The 18,964-nt window shown below is 69.9% G+C and carries 19 protein-coding genes; 6 read left to right on the top strand and 13 right to left on the bottom strand.

Features of this window, described 5'->3' with window-relative positions; translation table 11 throughout:
• Nucleotides 1–9: 9 nt before the first annotated feature.
• The 8 genes from ACQPWU_RS23800 to ACQPWU_RS23765 form a co-directional block, all read right to left on the bottom strand.
• Nucleotides 10–999, bottom strand: coding sequence for a PDR/VanB family oxidoreductase (locus ACQPWU_RS23800; RefSeq protein ID WP_433443680.1), 990 nt, complete (start codon nucleotides 997–999; stop codon nucleotides 10–12).
• Nucleotides 996–1,253 (bottom strand): hypothetical protein, encoded by a 258-nt coding sequence (locus ACQPWU_RS23795; RefSeq protein ID WP_433443678.1) that lies wholly within the window; start codon nucleotides 1,251–1,253, stop codon nucleotides 996–998. The genes ACQPWU_RS23800 and ACQPWU_RS23795 overlap by 4 nt, the downstream gene beginning before the upstream one ends.
• 5 nt (nucleotides 1,254–1,258) lie before the next feature.
• Complete coding sequence (locus ACQPWU_RS23790) at nucleotides 1,259–2,308, bottom strand: Rieske 2Fe-2S domain-containing protein (protein ID WP_433443676.1); 1,050 nt, start codon at nucleotides 2,306–2,308, stop codon at nucleotides 1,259–1,261.
• 613 nt (nucleotides 2,309–2,921) lie between these two features.
• Entirely contained in the window at nucleotides 2,922–4,460 is a 1,539-nt protein-coding gene (locus ACQPWU_RS23785; RefSeq protein WP_433443674.1) for an acyl-CoA synthetase, read from the bottom strand.
• A 16-nt stretch (nucleotides 4,461–4,476) separates the two neighbouring features.
• A complete protein-coding gene (locus ACQPWU_RS23780; protein ID WP_433443672.1) occupies nucleotides 4,477–5,778 on the bottom strand; it encodes an MFS transporter in 1,302 nt (433 codons plus the stop codon).
• Nucleotides 5,779–5,812: 34 nt separating this feature from the next.
• Nucleotides 5,813–6,271: a MaoC family dehydratase gene (locus ACQPWU_RS23775; protein ID WP_433443670.1), complete on the bottom strand. Its 459-nt coding sequence runs from the start codon at nucleotides 6,269–6,271 to the stop codon at nucleotides 5,813–5,815.
• Nucleotides 6,268–7,146 carry an amidohydrolase family protein gene (locus ACQPWU_RS23770; RefSeq protein ID WP_433443667.1) on the bottom strand — a complete coding sequence of 293 codons (879 nt, stop codon included), beginning with the start codon at nucleotides 7,144–7,146 and terminating at the stop codon, nucleotides 6,268–6,270. The genes ACQPWU_RS23775 and ACQPWU_RS23770 overlap by 4 nt, the downstream gene beginning before the upstream one ends.
• The gene (locus ACQPWU_RS23765) at nucleotides 7,143–8,054 is read right to left on the bottom strand and encodes an SDR family oxidoreductase (protein WP_433443665.1); all 912 of its coding nucleotides are present in this window, start codon (nucleotides 8,052–8,054) and stop codon (nucleotides 7,143–7,145) included. The genes ACQPWU_RS23770 and ACQPWU_RS23765 overlap by 4 nt, the downstream gene beginning before the upstream one ends.
• 117 nt (nucleotides 8,055–8,171) lie before the next feature.
• On the opposite strand from ACQPWU_RS23765, the gene ACQPWU_RS23760 reads away from it, so the two are divergent.
• The 4 genes from ACQPWU_RS23760 (at nucleotide 8,172) to ACQPWU_RS23745 (ending at nucleotide 11,344) form a co-directional block, all read left to right on the top strand.
• Nucleotides 8,172–9,008: a PaaX family transcriptional regulator gene (locus ACQPWU_RS23760; protein ID WP_433443662.1), complete on the top strand. Its 837-nt coding sequence runs from the start codon at nucleotides 8,172–8,174 to the stop codon at nucleotides 9,006–9,008.
• Nucleotides 9,009–9,306: 298 nt separating this feature from the next.
• Nucleotides 9,307–10,416 carry a PASTA domain-containing protein gene (locus ACQPWU_RS23755; RefSeq protein ID WP_433443660.1) on the top strand — a complete coding sequence of 370 codons (1,110 nt, stop codon included), beginning with the start codon at nucleotides 9,307–9,309 and terminating at the stop codon, nucleotides 10,414–10,416.
• A complete protein-coding gene (locus tag ACQPWU_RS23750; protein WP_433443657.1) occupies nucleotides 10,413–11,015 on the top strand; it encodes a hypothetical protein in 603 nt (200 codons plus the stop codon). Before ACQPWU_RS23755 ends, ACQPWU_RS23750 begins: the two co-directional genes overlap by 4 nt.
• A gap of 41 nt (nucleotides 11,016–11,056) precedes the next feature.
• Entirely contained in the window at nucleotides 11,057–11,344 is a 288-nt protein-coding gene (locus ACQPWU_RS23745; RefSeq protein WP_433443654.1) for a hypothetical protein, read from the top strand.
• A 186-nt stretch (nucleotides 11,345–11,530) separates the two neighbouring features.
• On the opposite strand, the gene ACQPWU_RS23740 is transcribed toward ACQPWU_RS23745, so the two are convergent.
• Complete coding sequence (locus ACQPWU_RS23740) at nucleotides 11,531–12,034, bottom strand: winged helix-turn-helix transcriptional regulator (RefSeq protein WP_433443651.1); 504 nt, start codon at nucleotides 12,032–12,034, stop codon at nucleotides 11,531–11,533.
• Between the two features lie 74 nt (nucleotides 12,035–12,108).
• Here ACQPWU_RS23740 and ACQPWU_RS23735 point away from each other — a divergent pair, with 74 nt between their 5' ends.
• Together ACQPWU_RS23735 and ACQPWU_RS23730 are read left to right on the top strand one after the other, a co-directional pair.
• Complete coding sequence (locus ACQPWU_RS23735) at nucleotides 12,109–12,705, top strand: dihydrofolate reductase family protein (protein ID WP_433443648.1); 597 nt, start codon at nucleotides 12,109–12,111, stop codon at nucleotides 12,703–12,705.
• The gene (locus tag ACQPWU_RS23730; protein ID WP_433443645.1) at nucleotides 12,699–13,541 is read left to right on the top strand and encodes an MBL fold metallo-hydrolase; all 843 of its coding nucleotides are present in this window, start codon (nucleotides 12,699–12,701) and stop codon (nucleotides 13,539–13,541) included. The genes ACQPWU_RS23735 and ACQPWU_RS23730 overlap by 7 nt, the downstream gene beginning before the upstream one ends.
• Here ACQPWU_RS23730 and ACQPWU_RS23725 read toward each other — a convergent pair.
• The 4 genes from ACQPWU_RS23725 to ACQPWU_RS23710 form a co-directional block, all read right to left on the bottom strand.
• Nucleotides 13,538–13,957, bottom strand: coding sequence for a hypothetical protein (locus ACQPWU_RS23725; protein ID WP_433443642.1), 420 nt, complete (start codon nucleotides 13,955–13,957; stop codon nucleotides 13,538–13,540). The two genes, ACQPWU_RS23730 and ACQPWU_RS23725, sit on opposite strands and share 4 nt — an antisense overlap.
• A 177-nt stretch (nucleotides 13,958–14,134) precedes the next feature.
• On the bottom strand, nucleotides 14,135–16,273 hold the full coding sequence (locus ACQPWU_RS23720) for an RICIN domain-containing protein (RefSeq protein ID WP_433443640.1): 2,139 nt from the start codon (nucleotides 16,271–16,273) through the stop codon (nucleotides 14,135–14,137).
• Nucleotides 16,273–17,586, bottom strand: a complete 1,314-nt coding sequence (locus tag ACQPWU_RS23715) for a ricin-type beta-trefoil lectin domain protein (RefSeq protein WP_433443637.1) — start codon at nucleotides 17,584–17,586, stop codon at nucleotides 16,273–16,275. The genes ACQPWU_RS23720 and ACQPWU_RS23715 overlap by 1 nt, the downstream gene beginning before the upstream one ends.
• Nucleotides 17,587–17,808: 222 nt before the next feature.
• Entirely contained in the window at nucleotides 17,809–18,954 is a 1,146-nt protein-coding gene (locus tag ACQPWU_RS23710) for an ROK family protein (protein WP_433443634.1), read from the bottom strand.
• Nucleotides 18,955–18,964 lie beyond the last annotated feature (10 nt).

The raw sequence follows: 18,964 nt of genomic DNA, 5'->3' as shown, positions 1-18,964 counted from the left end.
GCTCCATAGTCAGAGATCGAGGACCAGCTTGGGGCAGGCGGCGCGGGAGACGCAGACGAACATCACGTCGTTCGCCGCCTGCTCTTCGGGGGTGAGGAGCGAGTCGCGGTGGTCCACGACGCCGGCGAGGACCGGGGTCTCGCAGGTCCCGCAGGTGCCCTCCCGACACGAGCTCAGGACGGGTACGCCCGCCTCCTCCACGACCTTCAGGATCGACCGGTCCGGCGGCACCATCAAGGTGAGACCGGAGGCGGTCAGCTCGACTTCGAACGCACCGGTCACCGGGTCGCCCGTGTCCTTGGGGGTGAAGCGTTCCACGTGCAGCGGCCGGTTCGCGCAACGCGCCTCGACAGCCTCCAGGAGCGGGGCGGGGCCGCAGCAGTAGACGAGGGTGTCCATGGGCTCCTCCGCCAGGAGGGTGTCGAGGTCGAGCAGGCCGTGCTCGTCCTGCGGCCACAGGAGCACGCGGTCGCCGTGGGCGGCACGCAGGTCGTCGCCGAACGCCATCGACGCCGCCGTGCGGCCGCCGTAGGCCAGCCGCCATGGGGCGCCTTCGACGGCGCTGATCATCGGAAGGATGGGGGTGATCCCGATCCCACCGGCGATGAACAGGTAGCGGGTAGCGGAGTGGAGCGGGAAGTTGTTGCGGGGACCGCGGGTCAGGATCGTCGCGCCCGGGCGAAGCTCGTCGTGCACGTAGGCCGAGCCGCCCCGGCCGTCGGGCTCGCGCAGCACGGCGATCCGCCACGTCGTCCGGTCGGCCGGGTCGCCGCACAGCGAGTATTGGCGGACGAGGTCGCCGCCACCGAGCACCAGGTCGACGTGTGCGCCGGGCGTCCAGACGGGCAGCTCTTCGCCGGCCGGATCACGCAGTTCGATCGCGACGACCCCCTCGGCCACCTGCTCACGCACGTGCACGACGACCTTGCGCTCGGCCGCGCCGTCGCCAGTGCTCCGGACGCCCGCGACCGCGCCACGCACGCTCCCGACTGCGGTCATCGGATCACCCCCGCGCCGAAAGGTGCTGCTGTGCCGTGCGCCACCTGCGCCGGGCCGAGGACGACCGCAGACGGGCCCAGGGGCCGGTTCGGGGAGTGGCCGACCGGGTGGGCGAGGAGCCATTCCCACACCTCGATCGGCCCCTCGGCAATGTGGGTGGCGCCGCAGTGGCACGTGCCCTGCAGCACGTCGCTACCCGGCAGCCACACCACCCGGAACACCTCACGCCCGGTGAGCATGCGGGTCGACTCCATGCCCGTCACACCCGGCTGCCGACGCTCTGCTGAGCGAGCCTGGCCAGCATGCGCCGCGCCGCCAGCCCACCGGTGTCGATGTTGATCGACAACTCCTGGTAACCCTCCGGCTCGGACGCGATCACCTGCTCCAGCACGTCCAGCGCGGCCACGTCCTGCAGCACCACGGTCCTGTTGTTCTCGGCGAGGAAGTCCGACACGCCCTGGTCGTCCAGGGCGAAGTCCCGCGCCACGGCCCAGAAGTCGTGCGTGCTGTGCTCGGTCTCGGGCGTGATCGCGTACACCACCTCGACATGGAAGGCGTCCGGGTCGGCGCCGTCGGCGTTCGGCAGCACCCCGGGCGGCGCGATCCGCGAGTGCAGCTTGTACAGGCACGGCGGGGTGTACTCGATGTCCTGCCAGCGCATGATCCGCCCGGTCAGTCCGGTGGACTTGGCGTAGAACGGCGGGCACTCGGCGTCGTCCATGTGGCGGCTGACGTAGACGATCCCGGCCTCCTCGTCGACCTCGGTGGTGATCGGGGTGGCGGCGACCTCGGGGGTGCCGATGTAGCCGCCGTGCAGGTACGTCTCGTGCGACAGGTCGAGCAGGTTGTCCACCAGCAGCCCGAACCGGGCCTTGAGCGGCTCCATCCCGGACACGGTGGTGTAGCCGGGCGAGACCAGCCAGGGCGCCCGCGGGATGTGGGTGGCGTCGCTCTTGGCCGGGTCGCCGATCCAGACCCAGACGAACGAGTCCTGCTCGACGACCGGGTAGCTCTTCAGCCGGGCGGTCCGCGGCACCCGGGTCTGGCCGGGGACGGCCACGCAGCCGCCGTCGGCGCCGTAGGTGAAGCCGTGGTATCCGCACACCACCTGGTCGTCGACCAGCCGGCTGGGCGGCTCGGACAGCGGGAACCGGCGGTGCACGCAGCGGTCCGACATTGCGGTGACGGTCCCAGCGCGGGTCCGCCAGAACAGGATGGACTCACCGCAAATGGTGCGGCTGAACAGCTCGTGGCCGATCTCGCGGCCGTACGCGGCGACGTACCACTGATCGCGGGGGATGCTTGGCATGGGCGACTCCTTCACCAGTGGAACGATGGTGACCTGGGTCACCGGGACCGCGGAACGGCGCTTTCCGGATGCCGGAAAACGAATGTCCCTGGAACCGCAGGATCGGCCGGCACCGGGATCAGCGACTCCGTCTCGCTGTCGCCCGGGGGTCAGGCCCGTCACCGTGCGGTCCGGCAGTATGAAGTTGACGTCCGCGGGGATCGATGAGCTGAAGGGGGCGCCGACCAGCACCGCGGTGCCTGGGCGGAGAGCACGCCGACGGCGGCGCCCGCGACTCCCACGTTGCCCGTCGTCTCGACCACGCCGCCGCCCCCGTGCTCGCCGGTGATCTCCCTGATCGCCTCGGCGGGATCGCCTGAGGTGATGTCGACCGTGTAGCTGTCCCCAAGCTCGCGGGCCGGCTCCAGCCCGGAAGGGCACCCGGTCGTGCGCGCCGGCGGGCAGCTTGACGAGGCTGCGCTCGTCGACCAGGGCGTGCCTGGCGAAGGAGGACTGGCCGAAGAAGTGCCCGCCGAGTGCCGCGCCGGCCCTGGTGATGGTGGGTGGGCCGGCCGCGCGGGCGCGCATGCTCTCGCGGCTCACCCCCAGGCAGCGCCGCGACACGAGATCTACCTCAACCGCTGCCGGACGGCCCTGTCGGGCCTGCCGCCGCACTGACGCCCGGCAGGTCCCGGAGCTTGAGCTTCTGGATCTTGCCGGAGCCGGTCTTCGGCAGGTCGTCGACGAACGTCACGTACCGGGGGATCTTGTACTTGGCCAGCCGGGTGAGCAGGAACTCGCGCAGTTCCTCCCCCGTGACGGCGTGCCCGGGACGGGTCACCACGAACGCGCGGCCGGTCTCCCCCCACGTCTCGTCCGCGACGCCGACCACCGCCGCCTCGGCGACCGCGGGATGTTCGAAGAGGACGGCCTCCACCTCCGCCGGATAGACGTTCTCGCCGCCGGAGATGTACATGTCCTTGACCCGGTCCACGATGTACAGGTGCCCCTCGTCGTCGCGGTAGGCGACGTCGCCGGAGCGGAACCAGCCGCCCTCGGCGAAGGCCGCGGCGGTGGCCCCGGCGTCGTTCCAGTAGCCGGGGGCGACGTTCGGGCCCTGGATGAGGACCTCGCCGGGCTCGCCCGGCGAGGCGTCGCCGAGGTCGGCCCGCACGACCCGCACGTCGGCGAAGAAGACGGGCACGCCCGCCGAGCCGACCTTGCGCGTGCTCTGACTGGCCTCCAGGAACGTCGCACCCGGTGAGGTCTCGGTCATCCCGTATCCCTGGCAGAACACCAGCCCCCGCTCCTGGTACGCGCGGATCAGCGCGGGCGGGATGGCCGCGCCCCCGGACATCAGCGTCCGCAGCGAGGACAGGTCCGCCCCGGCCCAGCGCGGGGATGCGGCGAACGCGGCGAACATCGTGGTGACTCCGAACATCCACGTGACGCCGTACTTCTCGATCAGGTCGTAACAGGGATCCACGTCCCACGACGGCATGATCACCGATCGGCCGCCCTTGGCGAAGGTCGGCAGCAACGTCTGGTTCAACGCCGCCACGTGGAACAGCGGGGCGCTGACCAGCGTCGTCTCGTCGCTCGCCACGTCCACCCCGATGAGCATGTTGTAGGTGTTCCAGATCAGGTTGGCGTGGCTGAGCGTGGCGCCCTTGGGCCGCCCCGTGGTGCCGGATGTGTACAGGATGAGCGCGATGTCGTCCTGCGCCACCGGCACGTCGATCGGGGCGGGATCTCCCGCCGCCAGCCAGCTCTCGTAGGCGTCGAGCGGGATGATCGCATCCGGGCCCGGCGTGCCGGTCAGCGCCGCCACCACGTTCGCGCACTGCGCCGCGTGGATCAGGACCTTCACGCCGCTGTGTCCCAGCATGTAGTCGATCTCGGGCGCCGCGAGCCGGAAGTTCAGCGGGACGAAGATCGCGCCGAGCACGTGCGTGGCGAACATGGTCTCGGCGAACGCGGTGTGGTTCGGCCCGAGATAGGCGACCCGGTCCCCGGCCCGCACGCCGCTGTCCCGCAGCCGCGCCGCCACCCGCGTCACCCGCTTGTGGACCTCGGCATACGTCAGGGAGCGGTCCTCGAAGACGAAGGCCGTGCGGTCCGGCGACATCATGGCGCGCCGCGCCGGCCAGCCGCCGATCCCGGAGTTCTGCATGAGCGTGCCTCTCCTGTCAGGACGTGGTGGTCTCGGACACAGCCGGCTCCGCGAGATCACCGTGACTGGTCTCCTTGAGCGCGAGCGTGCAGACCACTGCCAGCAGGCATGTGCCGGCGATGACGGCCGAGACGACCAGGGTCCCGCCGCCGCCGTTGGAGGCCTGGATCTGGGCGAACACCACGGGAGCCAGCCCGGCGCCGAGCCCGGCCAGCTGGTAGCCGAGCGACGCCCCGGTGTATCGGGTGCGGGTGCTGAACAGCTCGGTGTAGAGCGCGGCCAGCGGACCGTACATCATCGGGTGCACGACGGCCTGGCCGAGGACCAGCGCGGCGGTGAGCAGCCCGGCGCTGCCCGTGTTCACCAGCGGGAACAGGGCGAACGCGAACACCGCCATGATCAGCGCGCCGGTCACGACGACCGGCCGCCGCCCGATCCGGTCGGACAGCGCCGACCAGCCGAGGATGCCGAGCACGGCAAGAGCCGACGACAGCGTCAGCCCGTTCAGCACGGTCTGCCGCTCGAAACCGGCCCCCACGCCGTACGCGATGAGGAACGTGGTGAGCGTGCCCTGCGCCACGAACGCCGCCAGCCCCACGCCGACCCCGAGGAGCAGCGTCCTAGGCTGGTCGCGCAGCACGTCCAGCAGCGGGGCCCTGGAGGCGCGCTCCTTGACGGCGGCGCTGAACACCGGGGTCTCCTCCACCCGCGTCCGGACGAACAGGCCGATGGCCAGCAGCATGATGCTGATCAGGAACGGCACCCGCCAGCCCCATGCCAGGAAGGCCTCGTTGCCGACGAGAGCGGCGGTGCCGCTCAGCGCGCCCGTGGACAACACCATGCCGAACGGCGCGCCGGCGTTGGTGAAGCTGGCCCACAGGCCGCGGCGGGCGGTGGCGTGTTCGGCGGACATCAGCACCGCGCCGCCCCACTCGCCGCCGACCGCGACCCCCTGCACGACCCTCAGCAGGACGAGTGCGACCGGGGCGAGCACCCCGGCCTGCGCGTACGTGGGCAGCAGCCCGATGAGGAAGCTGGCCACGCCCATCAGCAGCATGGTCAGCACCAGCATGCGCTTGCGACCCAGCCGGTCGCCGAAGTGGCCGAACACGACGCCGCCGATCGGCCTGGACAGGTAGCCGGTGGCGAACGTGCCCAGGCTGGCCACCGTGGCGACCAGCGGGTCGAGGTTGGAGAAGAAGACCTTGTTGAACACGACGGCCGACGCCGTGGCGTACAGGAGGAAGTCGTAGTACTCGATGACGCTGCCGAGGAAGCTCGAGGCTACCGCGCGGCGCAGCTGGACGGGATTGGACATGAGTCGGGGGGCTCCTCACATCTCGGAAGGGGGTTCAGGCGTAGTGCCGGTAGACGGCACGGGCGACGCACGCGGGCTTGGCCGCGCCGTCGATCTCCACAGTGAAGTCGAGCGACATCTGGACGCCGTCGCCGGGGACGTCCTCGACCTCGGCGACCTTGGCGGCCAGGCGGATCTTGCCGCCGACCTTGACCGGGCTGGGGAAGCGCACCCTGTCCAGGCCGTAGTTGATGCTCATCTTCATGCCCTGGATGTCGAGCAGCTCGGTGAAAAGCGGGATGAGCAGGGCGAGGGTCAGGTAGCCGTGCGCGATCGTGCCGGCGAACGGGCCGTCCTTCGCCTTCTCCGGGTCGACGTGGATCCACTGGTGGTCGTCGGTGGCCTCGGCGAAGAGGTTCACCCGGTCCTGGGCGATCTCCAGCCAGCCGGTGTGGCCGAGGTCCTGCCCGGCCAGCGCCTTGAGCTCGGTCAGACCGTTCGCGACGGTGGTCATGACTGTGTCTCCTTGGGGGTGAGGCCGAGCAGGCGCGCGGCGTTGTCTTTGAGGATCTTGGGGCGGACCTCGGACTTGATGTCGAGCTTGGCGAAGTCCGCCAGCCACCGGTCCGGGGTGATCACCGGGTAGTCGGAGCCGAACAGCACCTTGTCCTTGAGCAGGGTGTTGGCGTAGCGGACGAGCTGGGGCGGGAAGTACTTCGGCGACCAGCCGGACAGGTCGATGTACACCGACGGCTTGTGCGTGGCGACGGCCAGGGCCTCGTCCTGCCAGGGGAACGACGGGTGCGCCAGGATGATCCTCAGGTGCGGGAAGTCCACGGCCACGTCGTCGACCAGCATCGGGTTGGAGTACTTCAGCCGGATGCCCGCCCCGCCCGGCACGCCCGCGCCGATGCCGGTCTGGCCGGTGTGGAACAGGGCCACCGCGCCGAGCTCCTCGATCACCTCGTAGAGGGGATAGGCCATCGGGTCGTCGGGGGCGAAGCCCTGGATGCTGGGGTGGAACTTGAAGCCGCGCACGCCGTACTCGGTGACCAGCCGGCGGGCCTCGCGCGCACCCGCCCGGCCCTTCCACGGGTCGACACTGGCGAACGGGATGAGCACGTCGAGGTGCTCGGCGCAGCTCTCGGCGATCTCCTCGTTGGAGATGCGGGGATGGCCGGTGGTGTGCTCGGCGTCCACGGTGAACACCACCGCGGCCATCTGCCGCTCCCGGTAGTAGGCGGCCATCTGCGCGATGGTCGGCCGCTCGTGCGCGCCGAAGTAGGCCGCCGACGCGCCGAACAGCTCCGGGCTGAGCGAGCCGTGCCCGTCCTTGGAGACCTCCACGTGGGTGTGCACGTCGATCGCGACCAGCTCGTCGATGTTCATGACGTGGGGGCCTTCGGCGCGGGGATGCCGTACGTCTCCGGCTCGACGCCGACGCCGGTGTCCCAGGAGGCGGCGATGGCGTCGGCGGACCAGCCGCCGTCGGCATACGCGACAGCCTGCTCCTTCGGGTGCGACCAGAGGGCCAGCTTGTCGCCGCCGATGCCGATGGCCTGCCCGGTGACGCCCGCGGAGGCGTCGGAGGCCAGGTAGACGATGAGCCCGGCCACGTCCTCGACCGTGCCGAGGCCCTCGTCCCTGCGCAGCCAGTCCGGCAGCGGGCCGCCGGTGCGCTCGGCCTCTTCGAGGATCGGGGCGAAGGCCGGGATCGTCTTGGTCATCTCGGTGGCCGCGACCGGGACGACGGCGTTGACCGTGATGTTCGCCCTGGCCAGCTCCATGGCCCAGGTGCGGGCCATGGCGACGATGCCGGCCTTGGCGGCGGCGTAGTTGGTCTGGCCGAAGTTGCCGCGCTGGCCTGCCGGCGAGGAGATCAGGATCAGCCGGCCGCCCTCGCCCTGCTCGCGCATGCGGACCGCGGCCGCGCGGGCACAGGTGAACGTGCCCCGCAGGTGCACCTCGACGACCGCGTCGAAGTCCTCGTCGGACATCTTCCACAGGACCCGGTCCCGCAGGATGCCGGCGTTGGTCACCATGACGTCGAGCCGGCCGAACTCCTTGGCCGCCGCCTCCACCAGCCGCTGCGCGACGTGCGCCGAGCCGACCGCGCCTGCCTCGGCCACGGCCTTGCCGCCCGCGGCGACGACGGCCTCGGCCACCTCAGCAGCCGCCGCGGCGTCCACGTCGTTGACGACGACCGCCGCTCCGGCGGCGCCGAGCGCCTCCGCGTAGGCCCGGCCGAGACCGCGACCGGCCCCGGTGACCACCGCCACCTTGCCCGACAAATCCATCTATTCCACCCCAAACGATCCAGGAGTCCGATAACGTTGCCGCCCTCAACGTTGGGCATAATTTCAACCTAAGTCAATACTTTGCCCTACATCCCTGCCCGGTCTACGCTCATGCCTGTGAAGCACGAGGACGAGCAGGACCAGCTGCCTTCGGCGCGCCCCCAGTCGCTGATGTTCAGCTTTCTCGGCATCTATGTGCTGGGGCGCGACACCGCGGTCTACTCGGGCAGCGTCATCGACGTCTTCGCCCGCCTCGGCGTCTCGGAGGAGGCGGTGCGCTCGACGCTCACCCGCATGGTCAAGCGCAACCTGCTGGCCCGGCACCGCCAGGGCAAGAAGGTCTATTTCGGGCTCACCCGGCACGCCACGGAGGTGCTCGACGACGGGCGCCGGCACGTCTGGGAGAGGGGCGCGGTCAACCGCGACTGGGACGGCACCTGGACGCTGGTCGGCTTCTCATTGCCGGGCAGCGAGCGCAGCACCCGCCACGACCTGCGCTCCCAGCTCATCTGGGCCGGGTTCGGGCTGCTGCAGGGCGGGCTGTGGATCGCTCCCGGAGCCAAGGACGTCGAGTCGATGCTGGCCCCGCTGGGCCTGGGCGACAACGTCACCGTGCTCCAGGCCCGGGCGTTCAAGCCGACAGAGTCGGCCGACCTGGTGCGCAAGGCGTTCGACACCGACCAGATCGCCGAACGCTACCGGGCCTTCCTCGACCGCTGGGACACGGCGCACCCGCTGCCGTCGGCCACGGACGACTTGGCCAGGCAGCTGTTTCTGCACACCGACTGGCTGCAGCTGGTCCGCCAGGACCCCCGTCTGCCCGCCGAACACCTGCCCGCCGACTGGCCGGGGATCCGCGCCGAGACCGTGTTCCACACCCTGGCCCACCGCTACGAGCCCAGCGCCGCGACGCTCGCCACGTCCGTGCTCGATGAGCTTCCCCTGCGCCCGTAACGCATACTGGGCGCGCGGGCCGGCGTTCGCGCGGGCACAGGTGAACGTGCCCCGCAGGTGCACCTCGACGACCGCGTCGAAGTGGTCCGCGAGGCTGACCATGGTGCCTGACGACCTGGCCCGCTACCAGCTGGCGGTTGCCCAGCGGCAGCGGGAGCGGCTTGGGAATGCATGAGGCGGAAAGGCACCGCCCCACCTGGTATTCCGCGGGAGGGCGACGCGCTCCTTCTGACTTGAGTAGGGGGTGACTCATGCCGGGGCGCGCACGTCGCGCCTAGCGTCAGCGCAGGAGGTGGCGATGCGGTACGGGCTGGTGGCCAAGATGCTGGCCGCGATCATGATCGCGTCGGCGGTTCTGCCGGCGTCGGCGAGGGCGGTCCCCGAAGCGGTGCCGGCCCAGGCCCCCACAAACGACCCGACCGATGACCCCACGACGCCGGCCCCAGGATGCCCGCCCGTGCTGAACGTCCAGGAGGCCACAGGCGGCGGCCTTGGGCGGGACGGCAACCCGCCCAACGTCATGGGCATGACCCGCCAGGAGGCGGAGCAGGCCATGCGCCTCGGCGGGTTCGTGCCGGTCGCCGAGCCGTCCACCGCCGCGGCCGACTGGACGGTGGACGACCAGACCCCGACCAGCGAGGAGATCGCGGACTGCGGTACCACCGTGACCATCTCGCTCGTCGAGCCGCTCGCGGAGGTCCCCAACGTGGTCGACGATCCGCTGGAGACGGCGGAGCAGGCCATACGTGACGCGGGGCTCGTGCCGGTGGTGGCCGAAGGGTCCGCCGCCGAGCCGCGGGTCGTCGCCGACCAGGACCCGGACGCCACCACGAAGGTGGCGCGAGGCAGCACGGTGACGCTCACCCTGCGCGTTCCCCAGTCGCCCAGCGGAGTGACGGTCCCGGACCTGCGGGGCCTCACCAGGAGCGCGGCGCGCAACCGCCTCGACGGCACCGGCCTCGTGCTCGTGGTCGGCGGCGGGGAGTCGGGCACGGTGAGCGAGCAGGATCCCGTGCCCGGCAGCGTCGTCGATCGCGGTAGCTCGATCACCGTCACCCTGTCGGGCGCCGTCGGGCCGACCGATCCGGTCACCCCCACCATTGACGACACCCCCAGCGAGAGCAGCGAGCCGCCGCTGGAGCCCGACACCATCGACCCGGACGAGACCGGATCGTCGAGCGGTGTCCTGCCCCTCCTGCTGGTGCTCGCGATCGTGGCGGTGTCCGCGCTGACCTGGGCGATACGCCGCGCCCGCCGGCCGCGCCAGGCCGCGGCGCCGTCCGTCGTCTGCGTGCCGTGCGCGGATCCCGCCCCGACCGTGGAGATCCGCGACCTCCCGTCCCTCGGGATCGACATCGTCTGCCATCACGACCAGGGCCGCCAGGAGATCAGGGAGATCGTACGGTGACCGTTTCCTTCGCCACCAACCCGAGCACCGCCGACCTGCTGGTCTTCGCCGACCCCAGCAGCGCGGTCGAGGAGCTGTCGCGAGCCCTCGACGCGCGCCGGATGCTCGACGAGATCGGCCAGAACGCCCGGCTGCCGCCGGGCGAACTGCTCGACAAGGCGGCGCGCGCGGGCGGCGAGCTGCTGCAGGGCATCGATCTCGGATCGGTCCTGCTCGGCGGCTGGCAGAAGTACCGCAGCCTGCGCGACGCCGCGCGCAAGACGCTGAGCGACAGCTCCGACATCGGCCAGATGGTGCCCCTGGCCGAACATGAGATCGTCTCCCGCCACGAGCCCTGGGTCGAGGTGCGGATCAACGGCCGGCCGGCGGGCAAGATCACGTTTTGCATCGAGCTGATCTTCCACGTCACGATGTTGCAGGCGTTCGTGCGCCGGGGCCGGCTCATGCGGCTGGCGGGGGGCGACTGCACGGTGGCCGTCTCCTGCAAGGTGCAGGGGTTCGAGGTGGCCAAGCCGGAGCTCATGCGGATCGGGTTGCCGATCAATCGCGATCTCGGAGAGGGCATCCCGCTGCTACGCGAAGCGCGGGCCGCGAGCTGAGCCGGCGGGCGCGCTCGCGTCAGGCCGCGCTGGAGCAGGCCATGAGCCACGTGCGGACCCCTGTGCTGGAGGCGCGCCGCGACGGGATGCCGGTACGCCGAACCGCCGAGCTGTCAGTGGTCTCCCCCGACACCGTCAACGAGTGGGTGCAGGCCGCCCGCGCGGAAGCCCTCGCCCAGCTCCGCCGCAACCTGGACCAGGCGCCGACCCCGCCCGCCGAGGGATGTATCTGGGGTTCCGTTTCGCCGAACGGTGGGCCGGTCCTGATGACCAGCGCCGCAAGCTCCACCTGTTCAGCGACCGGCCTACCGACCGGGGACGCATCCTGACCGCCTGTGAGTGCCGAAAATTGTGTCACAGGGTTTGATCTGGGATTTTGCTGTCCTCGATGGCTCGGCTCCGGCAGGATCGCAGGACGTCGGGCAGGCAGTGTGTCTGTCCCATGGCGGCGGCGTCTTGTGCGCGGTGACGGCAAGTTACCGGAGCCCAAGAAGGTCAGGGCGGGGGCCGTTCCGTCACCGTTGATCGACGTGTTCTCGCTCGGCGGCCGCGGCGTAGGCGGTGTCGAGGCGCTCGAGCGGGCCTGGACCGTCGTGCGGCTTCGGCGGGGCGCCGAGGTGGCGGACGCGAAGCTCGTCCATGAGCTCCTCGATGAACGCCGGACCTTCATCGCGCATGAGCTGCTGCCGGCTCCGGAGCTCGTCGCTGCCCGGGCGCCAGTCGAGGCCCCAGTTGCCGAGGGCGTAGATGATCGGAAGAGTCTGGATACCGGCTTCAGTGAGGCTGTAGCGAGCGCGCTGCCCCCGTGCGGCGGTGCCGCGGGTGAGGATCCCTGCGTCGACGAGCCGCACAAGGCGGTCGGCGAGGATGTTCGAAGCGATGCCCTCGATGGACCCGGTGAGCAGCGCCCGAAAGTAGCGGCGGTCGCCGAAGATGACGTCGCGCAGCACGAGCAACGACCAGCGATCTCCGAGCACCTCGACGGCGGCGTTGATCGGACATCCGGACCGTGGTTCCACGATTCCTCCTTGACAGGTATTTCGTCCTACTTATAGTAGTTGCAGAATGCAATCACTCTTGGGAAGAGGAGCTGATGGGCCGCTTCGTCTATTCGATGCAGGTGTCCCTCGACCTGCGGATCGAGCAAGTTCCTGGGGACAACGGCGCTGGCGAGTGGCTGCGCATCGACGAGGAGCTGCACCGCGAGGCTAATGCGCAGACGCGGGCGCTCGCGCTCATGGTCCAGGGCCGGGTCTACTACGAGGTCATGGAGGAGTACTGGCCACGGGCGCGCGAGGACGCGTCGCTGCCGGACTACATGCGTGAGTACGGCGAGATCTGGACAGCCAAGCCCAAGGTGCTCGTCTCCCGCACCCGCCGCGGCGCCGATCACAACACCCGGATCATCGGCGGAGACGACGCGATCGAGCAACTCGCCGCCCTGCGGGCCGGGACCGACGGCAGCATCAGTGTGGGCGGCGCGGCGCTCGCCACACAGCTGCTCCGGGCGGGGCTGCTCGACGAGCTGCTGCTCTTCACCCATCCCGCGATCCTCGGCTTCGGCAGGCCGCTGTTCGACGACTACGACGTGCCGATCGAGCTCGACCTGCTCGAGCAGCGATCGTTCAAGCAGGGCGTCACGATGCATCGCTACGCCATCCGGGATGCGAAGGAGGCGAGCTCGTGCTGAGGCAGGTCGCGGAGGGTGTGCTGGTCCACGAGAGCGAGTTCGTGCAGAGCAACGCCGTTGTCGTGCAGGGCCGGGCCGGTGTGTTGCTCATCGACCCCGGGGTGACCGGCTCCGAGATCGACTGCCTCGCGAACGACCTTCGCGAGTTGGGTCAGCCCGTTGTGGCAGGGTTTTCTACGCATCCGGATTGGGATCACCTGCTCTGGGACGCCCAGCTCGGCGAGGCGCCCCGTTACGGCACGGCGCGCTGCGCGGCCACCGTCCGAGATCAGCTGTCGGACGCAGGTGCGAAGGCCCGCATCGCCGCCCACCTGCTCGAGACGGAAATCGCCGGGCAGGTACCGCTGGACTTACTCGGCCTCATTACCGGTCTGCCCGCCGAAACTACGCAGATTCCTTGGGATGGCCCTCAAGTCCGGATCATCGAGCATCAAGCGCATGCCCCGGGCCACGCGGCGCTGTTGATCCAGGAACGCGGAGTCCTCGTCGCCGGCGACATGCTTTCCGATGTCCTGATTCCTATGCTCGACCTGAACGACACCGCCGACCCGATCGAGGACTACCTCACTGCGCTGCGGCTGCTCGAGGGCGTGGCGGGCGACGTCGATGTCGTTGTCCCGGGCCACGGGTCCGTCGGCGGAGCTGACCAGGTGCACGCACGGATCGGCCAAGATCGGGCGTACGTGCACGCCTTGCGTGACGGCCAGGATCCCAGCGACCCGCGGGTCGGCCCATCGGCCAAGCCCGGCTGGGAGTGGGTCAGCGATGTGCACAACGGGCAAGCCCAGCGCCTCGCCCAAAGAAGCGAGCGCGACGGGGCTGCGGGTGCCGATTAATCATCCGGCCAGGCGAAGGCCGCAGTGAACTTGGCGTCTCGGTCACGGACCGCATCCTGCAGGTCCATGACGAGGTTACGGCCGAGCTGTGTGACCCACTGCCCGACATGGAGGATCCGCACCCGGCGGGTGGCGTGCCGGCGCCGCAGCAGATCACGATGCCGGCGCAGGATCGTGTCAGGGCGAATCAGCAGCCTGAGGTGCCGCGGTCTGTCCTTCGGCAGACGATGCAACAGTGCCGCGAGGAGGAAGCGATCATCCCGAGTGAACGCAGGCTTCTTCACCTGACGTTGCAGCCCGGTCAGCTGATGCCGGAGCACCAAGATCTCGATGTCCTTATCGCGATCGCCGATGGACACCAGCCGCAGGAGCGAGAGGACGGCCGTCACCGTGAGACAGACCAAGCGCAGCAACACGACCGATCATCATGGCCCTATCTGGTGCGGCACTCGAGGCATCCACCGGCGGGAGCGAATCATCCACCAAGACCTTGACCCGCAGGCCGGTCGGCGACGTCTTGGCCGCCCTGTACGTCAGCCGACGCGGACGCGTCCTCCCCCCTTTCGGCAAAGGGGGGAGGACGCGTTGGTGGGTTATGGGTATTCGGCGAGATTTGCGACGTTTGTGGAGGAGTTGCTTGGGCCTCCCGTGGAATTGATGACGTGGGCGATGGTTCCGGTGCCGCCCAGGGAGACCGTCACCATGTGGTGGAAGCGGACCCCCGGCGTGTTCGGTACCTCGAAGGCCCGGTCGGCCACCACCGCGGGGTTGGCGCTGAAGTAGCAGTAGCTGCCCAGCCCCCAGGCCTCATGCGAGGTGACCGAACCGGCGACCTTGTAGGCGGCCCAGCCACGGGTGGAGCCGTTCATCCAGGACGCCTGGTTGGGCGGATCGTAGGGCATCTCGTTCTGGAAGAAGTAGGTCCGCCCGCCGTTGCCGTTCCAGATGACCTGGTACTGGTGGAAGTGCTCGACGAACAGCCCGTAGAACGTCACGTTGTCGCCGTTGACGACGAGCCCGTTGACGGTCGTGTTGGTGTTCCACCCGACGCCGCTGCCGTGGTCGGCCCGCCAGATCCAGGTGTGATCACCGATCACGTCGTCGCTGTTGATCACCAGGCTCTGTGACGCCTTGCCCACCCCGGCGCCGCCGACGCGGAAGAAGACGTCGTGCAGTGAAGTGGGGTTGGCCGCGTGTGAGGCCGCCGAGCCCGCCGGGCCGACCTGCATGAGCGTCGCCGAGTTCGCGGTCCCGGCGTCGATCAGCAGCCCGGCGATCTTGACGCCGTCCACGTCGGCGACGGTCATCGCCGTGATGCCGTTGTCGGGTACGAACGCCGCCAACCCGAGACCGAGCACCACGGTGTCGGCCCTGGTGACCCTGATCGTGTCGTTCAGATGGTAGACGCCCGGCGTGACCAGCAGGTTCTTGCCCGCGGCGAGTGCCGCGTTGATGTCACCAGCGGTGTTGCCCGGCTTGACGACGAAGAACTGACTGATCGGCAGTGACGTGCCCGCACCCGGCCACGACACCCCGGCGGAGTTCGACTTCAGCGCGGGCACGAACACCTGGTAGGCCCCCGCCGCGTCGATGTAGAGGAACGGCTTCTCCCGTACCACCGGCGCCTGCCCCACCGTCGTGTACGGCGGGCTGGGGAAGGTGTTGCCCGGCGCGCCGGACACCCCGACGAAGACCATGTTCCAGTTCGATCCGCTCCAGGACCCGAAGGCCGAGTTGCGGGAGATCCACTGTTGTTGCGACCCGGACCTGACCTGACCGTCGATCCGCGAGTCGGAGATCCACCCGCCGCTCGACCAGCCGCCGTCGTCCAACTGCAGGTTTCCGCGCACATGCATGCGCCGGTACGGCGCCGCCTGCGAGACCGCCCACCGATCCGTGCCGCCCGCCGGGGTGACCGAGAGGTTCTCGGCGGAGCGCCAGAAGTTCTGCGTGGCGTTGCCGCCGAACCAGTCGGCCTCGGCGTGCACGGCCCCGTTGATCGTCACCGCGTCGGGCGTCTGTCCCAGGCCAAGGACCTGGGTGTAGAAGCCGACGTTGACGTCCACGTCGTAGGTGCCCGGCTTGAACAGCAGCGCGTACCGGTTGGACCCGAACTGGTTGGACTGCTGCTGGCTGAACACCGAGTTGAGCTGCGACTGGATCGTGGACGCGGGCATCGACGGGTCGAAGATGCGCACGTTCGGCCCCAGGTCGGGATTGGGGCCACCACCGCCGCCGCCCGACAGGGTGAACGACTGCGCCGCTGTGCCGTTGCAGGTGTACTGCTGCAGTTGCACGCTATCGGCCGTGGAGGCGCCCGGCACGTCGAGGCACTTGCCGCTGTTCCTGTTGACCAGGTGGTACGTGCCTCCGGATTCCTCCACCGGCAGCCACTGCTGGTTGTTGCCGCCGCCGTAGGCCCACAGCTGGACCTGCGCGCTGTCGGCGGTCGAGACTCCGGTCACGTCCCAGGCCTGCGCGGCGTTGAGCGAGCTGTTGACCCGGTAGTAGCCGCCGCTGGTGGCCTGGAACTGCCAGAGCTGCGCGCCGCTGCCGTTGCACGCGTACTGCTGGACGGCGGTGCCGTTGGCGGTGGCGGCGGCGCGGGCGTCGACGCACTTGCCGCTGTGCTTGGCGACCACGGTGGTCAGGCCGGTGGGGACGGCTGCCTGCGCGACCGGCATGAGGATGAACCCGGCCGCGATCAGCACGAGGACGACCAGGGCACGCATCAGAACCCCGCCGTCAGCCGGGTGAAGTCCCAGGCGTTCTGGGAGACGCCGCTGCAGGTTTCGGACAGGCCTCCGGAACAGGGGCGGTCGCGGTTGACCGACCAGAAGGCGAGCCTGGTCAGGCCATGGGAGTTGGCGTAGTCGCGGATCTGGGTCCAGGTGGCGACCGAGGTGACCTCCGACTGGTCGGACAGGCCGTTCATGCCGGAGATGCCCATGTGCGCGTACGCCGTGGCGTCCGACCAGCCGAACGCCGACTTCAGGGCGTTCTTCAGCCCTTCGGCCGCGTTGACCGTGCTCTGGTACATGTTGGACCCGCCGCCGAAGTCGAACGGCATGATCGTGTAGTTGTCGATCGGGACGCCGAGTTCCTTCGACCGGTTGATCAGCCGGGTGCCCGCGCCGGCCGGGCCGCTGGTGGAGGTGCCGAAGGTGACGACCACCTTGACGTTCGGGTTGTTCGCCTTGACGATCTTGAGGCCGTTGAGTATGCGGTCCTGGACGGTGTAGTTCTCGTACTCGTCGGTGTTCTCGATGTCGAAGTCGACGGCCGCGGGTCCCACGGCGTTGATGACCTGCTGCACGGCGCCCGCGTACGCCTCAGGCGTACCGCAGTTGGGGCCGAGCTTGCTGCCCGACCAGCCGCCGAAGGAGACCTGGACGCTGCCGCCCTTGGACTTGATCGTGTTGATCGCCTGCTGGTCGGCACCGCCGGTCAGCGCACGCGAGCCGTCCCAGCGGGGCGTGCAGCCGCCGCCGGACAGGATGAAGGCCATCGTGAAGGACTTGACGCCGGTCGCGTCCATGACCGTGCCCGGGTTGGGCGGGCTCCCCCACCCCATGTAGAGGTACGGGGCGCCGGGCAGCTTGCCGGGATTGGGGGTGCCGTCGCCGGAGGGCAACGTCCACTTCTGGTTGGCGCCGGTGCCGCAGCTCCAGATCTGCAGGGGCGTGCCGTCGGCCGAGCTGACGTTGGTGGCGTCCAGGCACTTGCCGAGCGCTCGCAGGGTGCCGTCGGAGGCGGCCGTCCACTGCTGGGCGGCGGTGCCGTTGCAGTCGTAGATCTGCACCTTGGTGCCGTTGGCACTGCTCGCACCCGCCACGTCCAGGCACTTGCCGAGTGCGCGGATCGTGCCGTCGGATTGCGTGGTCCACGACTGGGCGGTGGTGCCGTTGCAGGTCCAGAGCTGGACCTGGGTGCCGTTGGCGCTGTTGGCGCCGGCGACGTCGACGCACTTGCCGCCGTAGCCGGTGATCTGGCCGGTGGCGGCCGAGGCCGGGGAAGCGAGGCCCGCCACGGCTAATGCCGTCACGGAGGCAAGGATGATTCCTCGTCTTTGCATGGGGTGGTCACTTTCTGTGGGGGGTGTACGCCGGTGGCCGGCCGCCGGCGTGGGTGAGCACCATGGCTAAGAGAAATCCACGGTCGTGACCTTATGGTGACCTTACAGGAGCGTCAATACTTAATTTAAGGGTTGACAGCATCTTCGTACGACCCTTAAATCAGGGAGGAAAATAAGCCAGGACGTGGGTCCTCAGCCGCCCAGGAACTGATCCACCACCAGGATGGCGGCGCCGAGCTTGACGCCCTCAGACCCCAGGTGAGCGGCCTCGATCGCGACGCGGCCGTAGGAACAGCGCAGCGCGGAGCGCTCCGTGGCCGTCAAGATCGCGGGCAGGTGGTCGCGGGCGAGCAGCAGGCCCGCCCAGCCGCCCAGCACGATGCGCTCGGGATTGAGCAGGTTGATCAGGCTCGCCAGCCCCGCGCCCAGATGGCCGACGGCCTCGTCGAACAGGGGACGCGCGCCCGGGTCGGCCAGCAGCGCCGCGAAGGCGCTCTCCTCCTCGGTGCCCGCCAGGTCGATCCCCGCCCTGGCGAGGACCGACTCGGCGCCGACGTAGGCCTCCAGGCAACCGCGCGCACCGCAGCGGCAGGGGCGGCCGCCGGCGACCACCGTGGTATGGCCCCACTCCCCCGCCCCACCGGACACGCCGCGGACGGTGATGCCGTCGGTGATGATGCAGGCGCCGACCCCGCTGCCGATCAACACCATGATCATGTAGCCGCTGTCCCGTCCCGCGCCGAACCAGTGCTCGGCCAGGCCCAGCGTCATGGCGCCGTTGTCGACGAACACGGGCAGGCCGGGGAGCATGTCGGCCAGCCGTACCCCGCTCCAGCCGAACGTCGGCGAGTCGACGACCGTTCCCCGCACCATGCCGGGGACGCCGACGCCGACACCGAGGACGCGGTCGGGGTCCACCCCCGCCTGCGCGATCACCGCGGCGACGCCTTCGCGGATGTGGCCGGCCACCAGGTCGGGAGCGTGCTGTCCTGGGCGCAGCGGGGTCTCGGCCTTGGCCCGTGGCGTCATGGACAGGTCGAACAGCTCCACGCCGACGCGGGTCTCCCCCACCTCGACGCCGACCGCGTACGCGTGGTCGGCGTTGACGCGGAGCTGGACGCGTGGCCGGCCGCCGTCCGACTCGACCCTGCCCACCTCGACGGCGATCCCGTCGGACAGCAGGCCGGTGACGACGTTGCTCACCGTGGCGGGGCTCAGGCCGGTCGCCTGGGCGAGCTCGAACCTGCTGCGCTCGCCGTCGAAGAAGAGCGTGCGCAGCAGCACGGCCCTGTTGGTACGCCGCACGTCACGCGACGTCCCCCGCTGCGGCCGGATCATATGGTGCAGT

Source organism: Nonomuraea sp. CA-141351, from assembly GCF_050944675.1.
Lineage (GTDB): Bacteria > Actinomycetota > Actinomycetes > Streptosporangiales > Streptosporangiaceae > Nonomuraea.
Note: the sequence above shows the minus strand (reverse complement) of the source record. Positions and strands in the feature narration are given on the sequence as shown.

Bases quoted from the DNA above. Each gene is read 5' to 3' on its own strand.
- ACQPWU_RS23770 (WP_433443667.1), bottom strand. From the start codon at position 7,146: ATGAACATCGACGAGCTGGTCGCGATCGACGTGCACACCCACGTGGAG.
- ACQPWU_RS23790 (WP_433443676.1), bottom strand. From the start codon at position 2,308: ATGCCAAGCATCCCCCGCGATCAGTGGTACGTCGCCGCGTACGGCCGC.
- ACQPWU_RS23735 (WP_433443648.1), top strand. From the start codon at position 12,109: ATGGGCCGCTTCGTCTATTCGATGCAGGTGTCCCTCGACCTGCGGATC.
- ACQPWU_RS23710 (WP_433443634.1), bottom strand. From the start codon at position 18,954: ATGATCCGGCCGCAGCGGGGGACGTCGCGTGACGTGCGGCGTACCAAC.
- ACQPWU_RS23755 (WP_433443660.1), top strand. From the start codon at position 9,307: ATGCGGTACGGGCTGGTGGCCAAGATGCTGGCCGCGATCATGATCGCG.
- ACQPWU_RS23800 (WP_433443680.1), bottom strand. From the start codon at position 999: ATGACCGCAGTCGGGAGCGTGCGTGGCGCGGTCGCGGGCGTCCGGAGC.
- ACQPWU_RS23720 (WP_433443640.1), bottom strand. From the start codon at position 16,273: ATGCGTGCCCTGGTCGTCCTCGTGCTGATCGCGGCCGGGTTCATCCTC.
- ACQPWU_RS23745 (WP_433443654.1), top strand. From the start codon at position 11,057: ATGAGCCACGTGCGGACCCCTGTGCTGGAGGCGCGCCGCGACGGGATG.
- ACQPWU_RS23775 (WP_433443670.1), bottom strand. From the start codon at position 6,271: ATGACCACCGTCGCGAACGGTCTGACCGAGCTCAAGGCGCTGGCCGGG.
- ACQPWU_RS23780 (WP_433443672.1), bottom strand. From the start codon at position 5,778: ATGTCCAATCCCGTCCAGCTGCGCCGCGCGGTAGCCTCGAGCTTCCTC.
- ACQPWU_RS23765 (WP_433443665.1), bottom strand. From the start codon at position 8,054: ATGGATTTGTCGGGCAAGGTGGCGGTGGTCACCGGGGCCGGTCGCGGT.
- ACQPWU_RS23785 (WP_433443674.1), bottom strand. From the start codon at position 4,460: ATGCAGAACTCCGGGATCGGCGGCTGGCCGGCGCGGCGCGCCATGATG.
- ACQPWU_RS23795 (WP_433443678.1), bottom strand. From the start codon at position 1,253: ATGGAGTCGACCCGCATGCTCACCGGGCGTGAGGTGTTCCGGGTGGTG.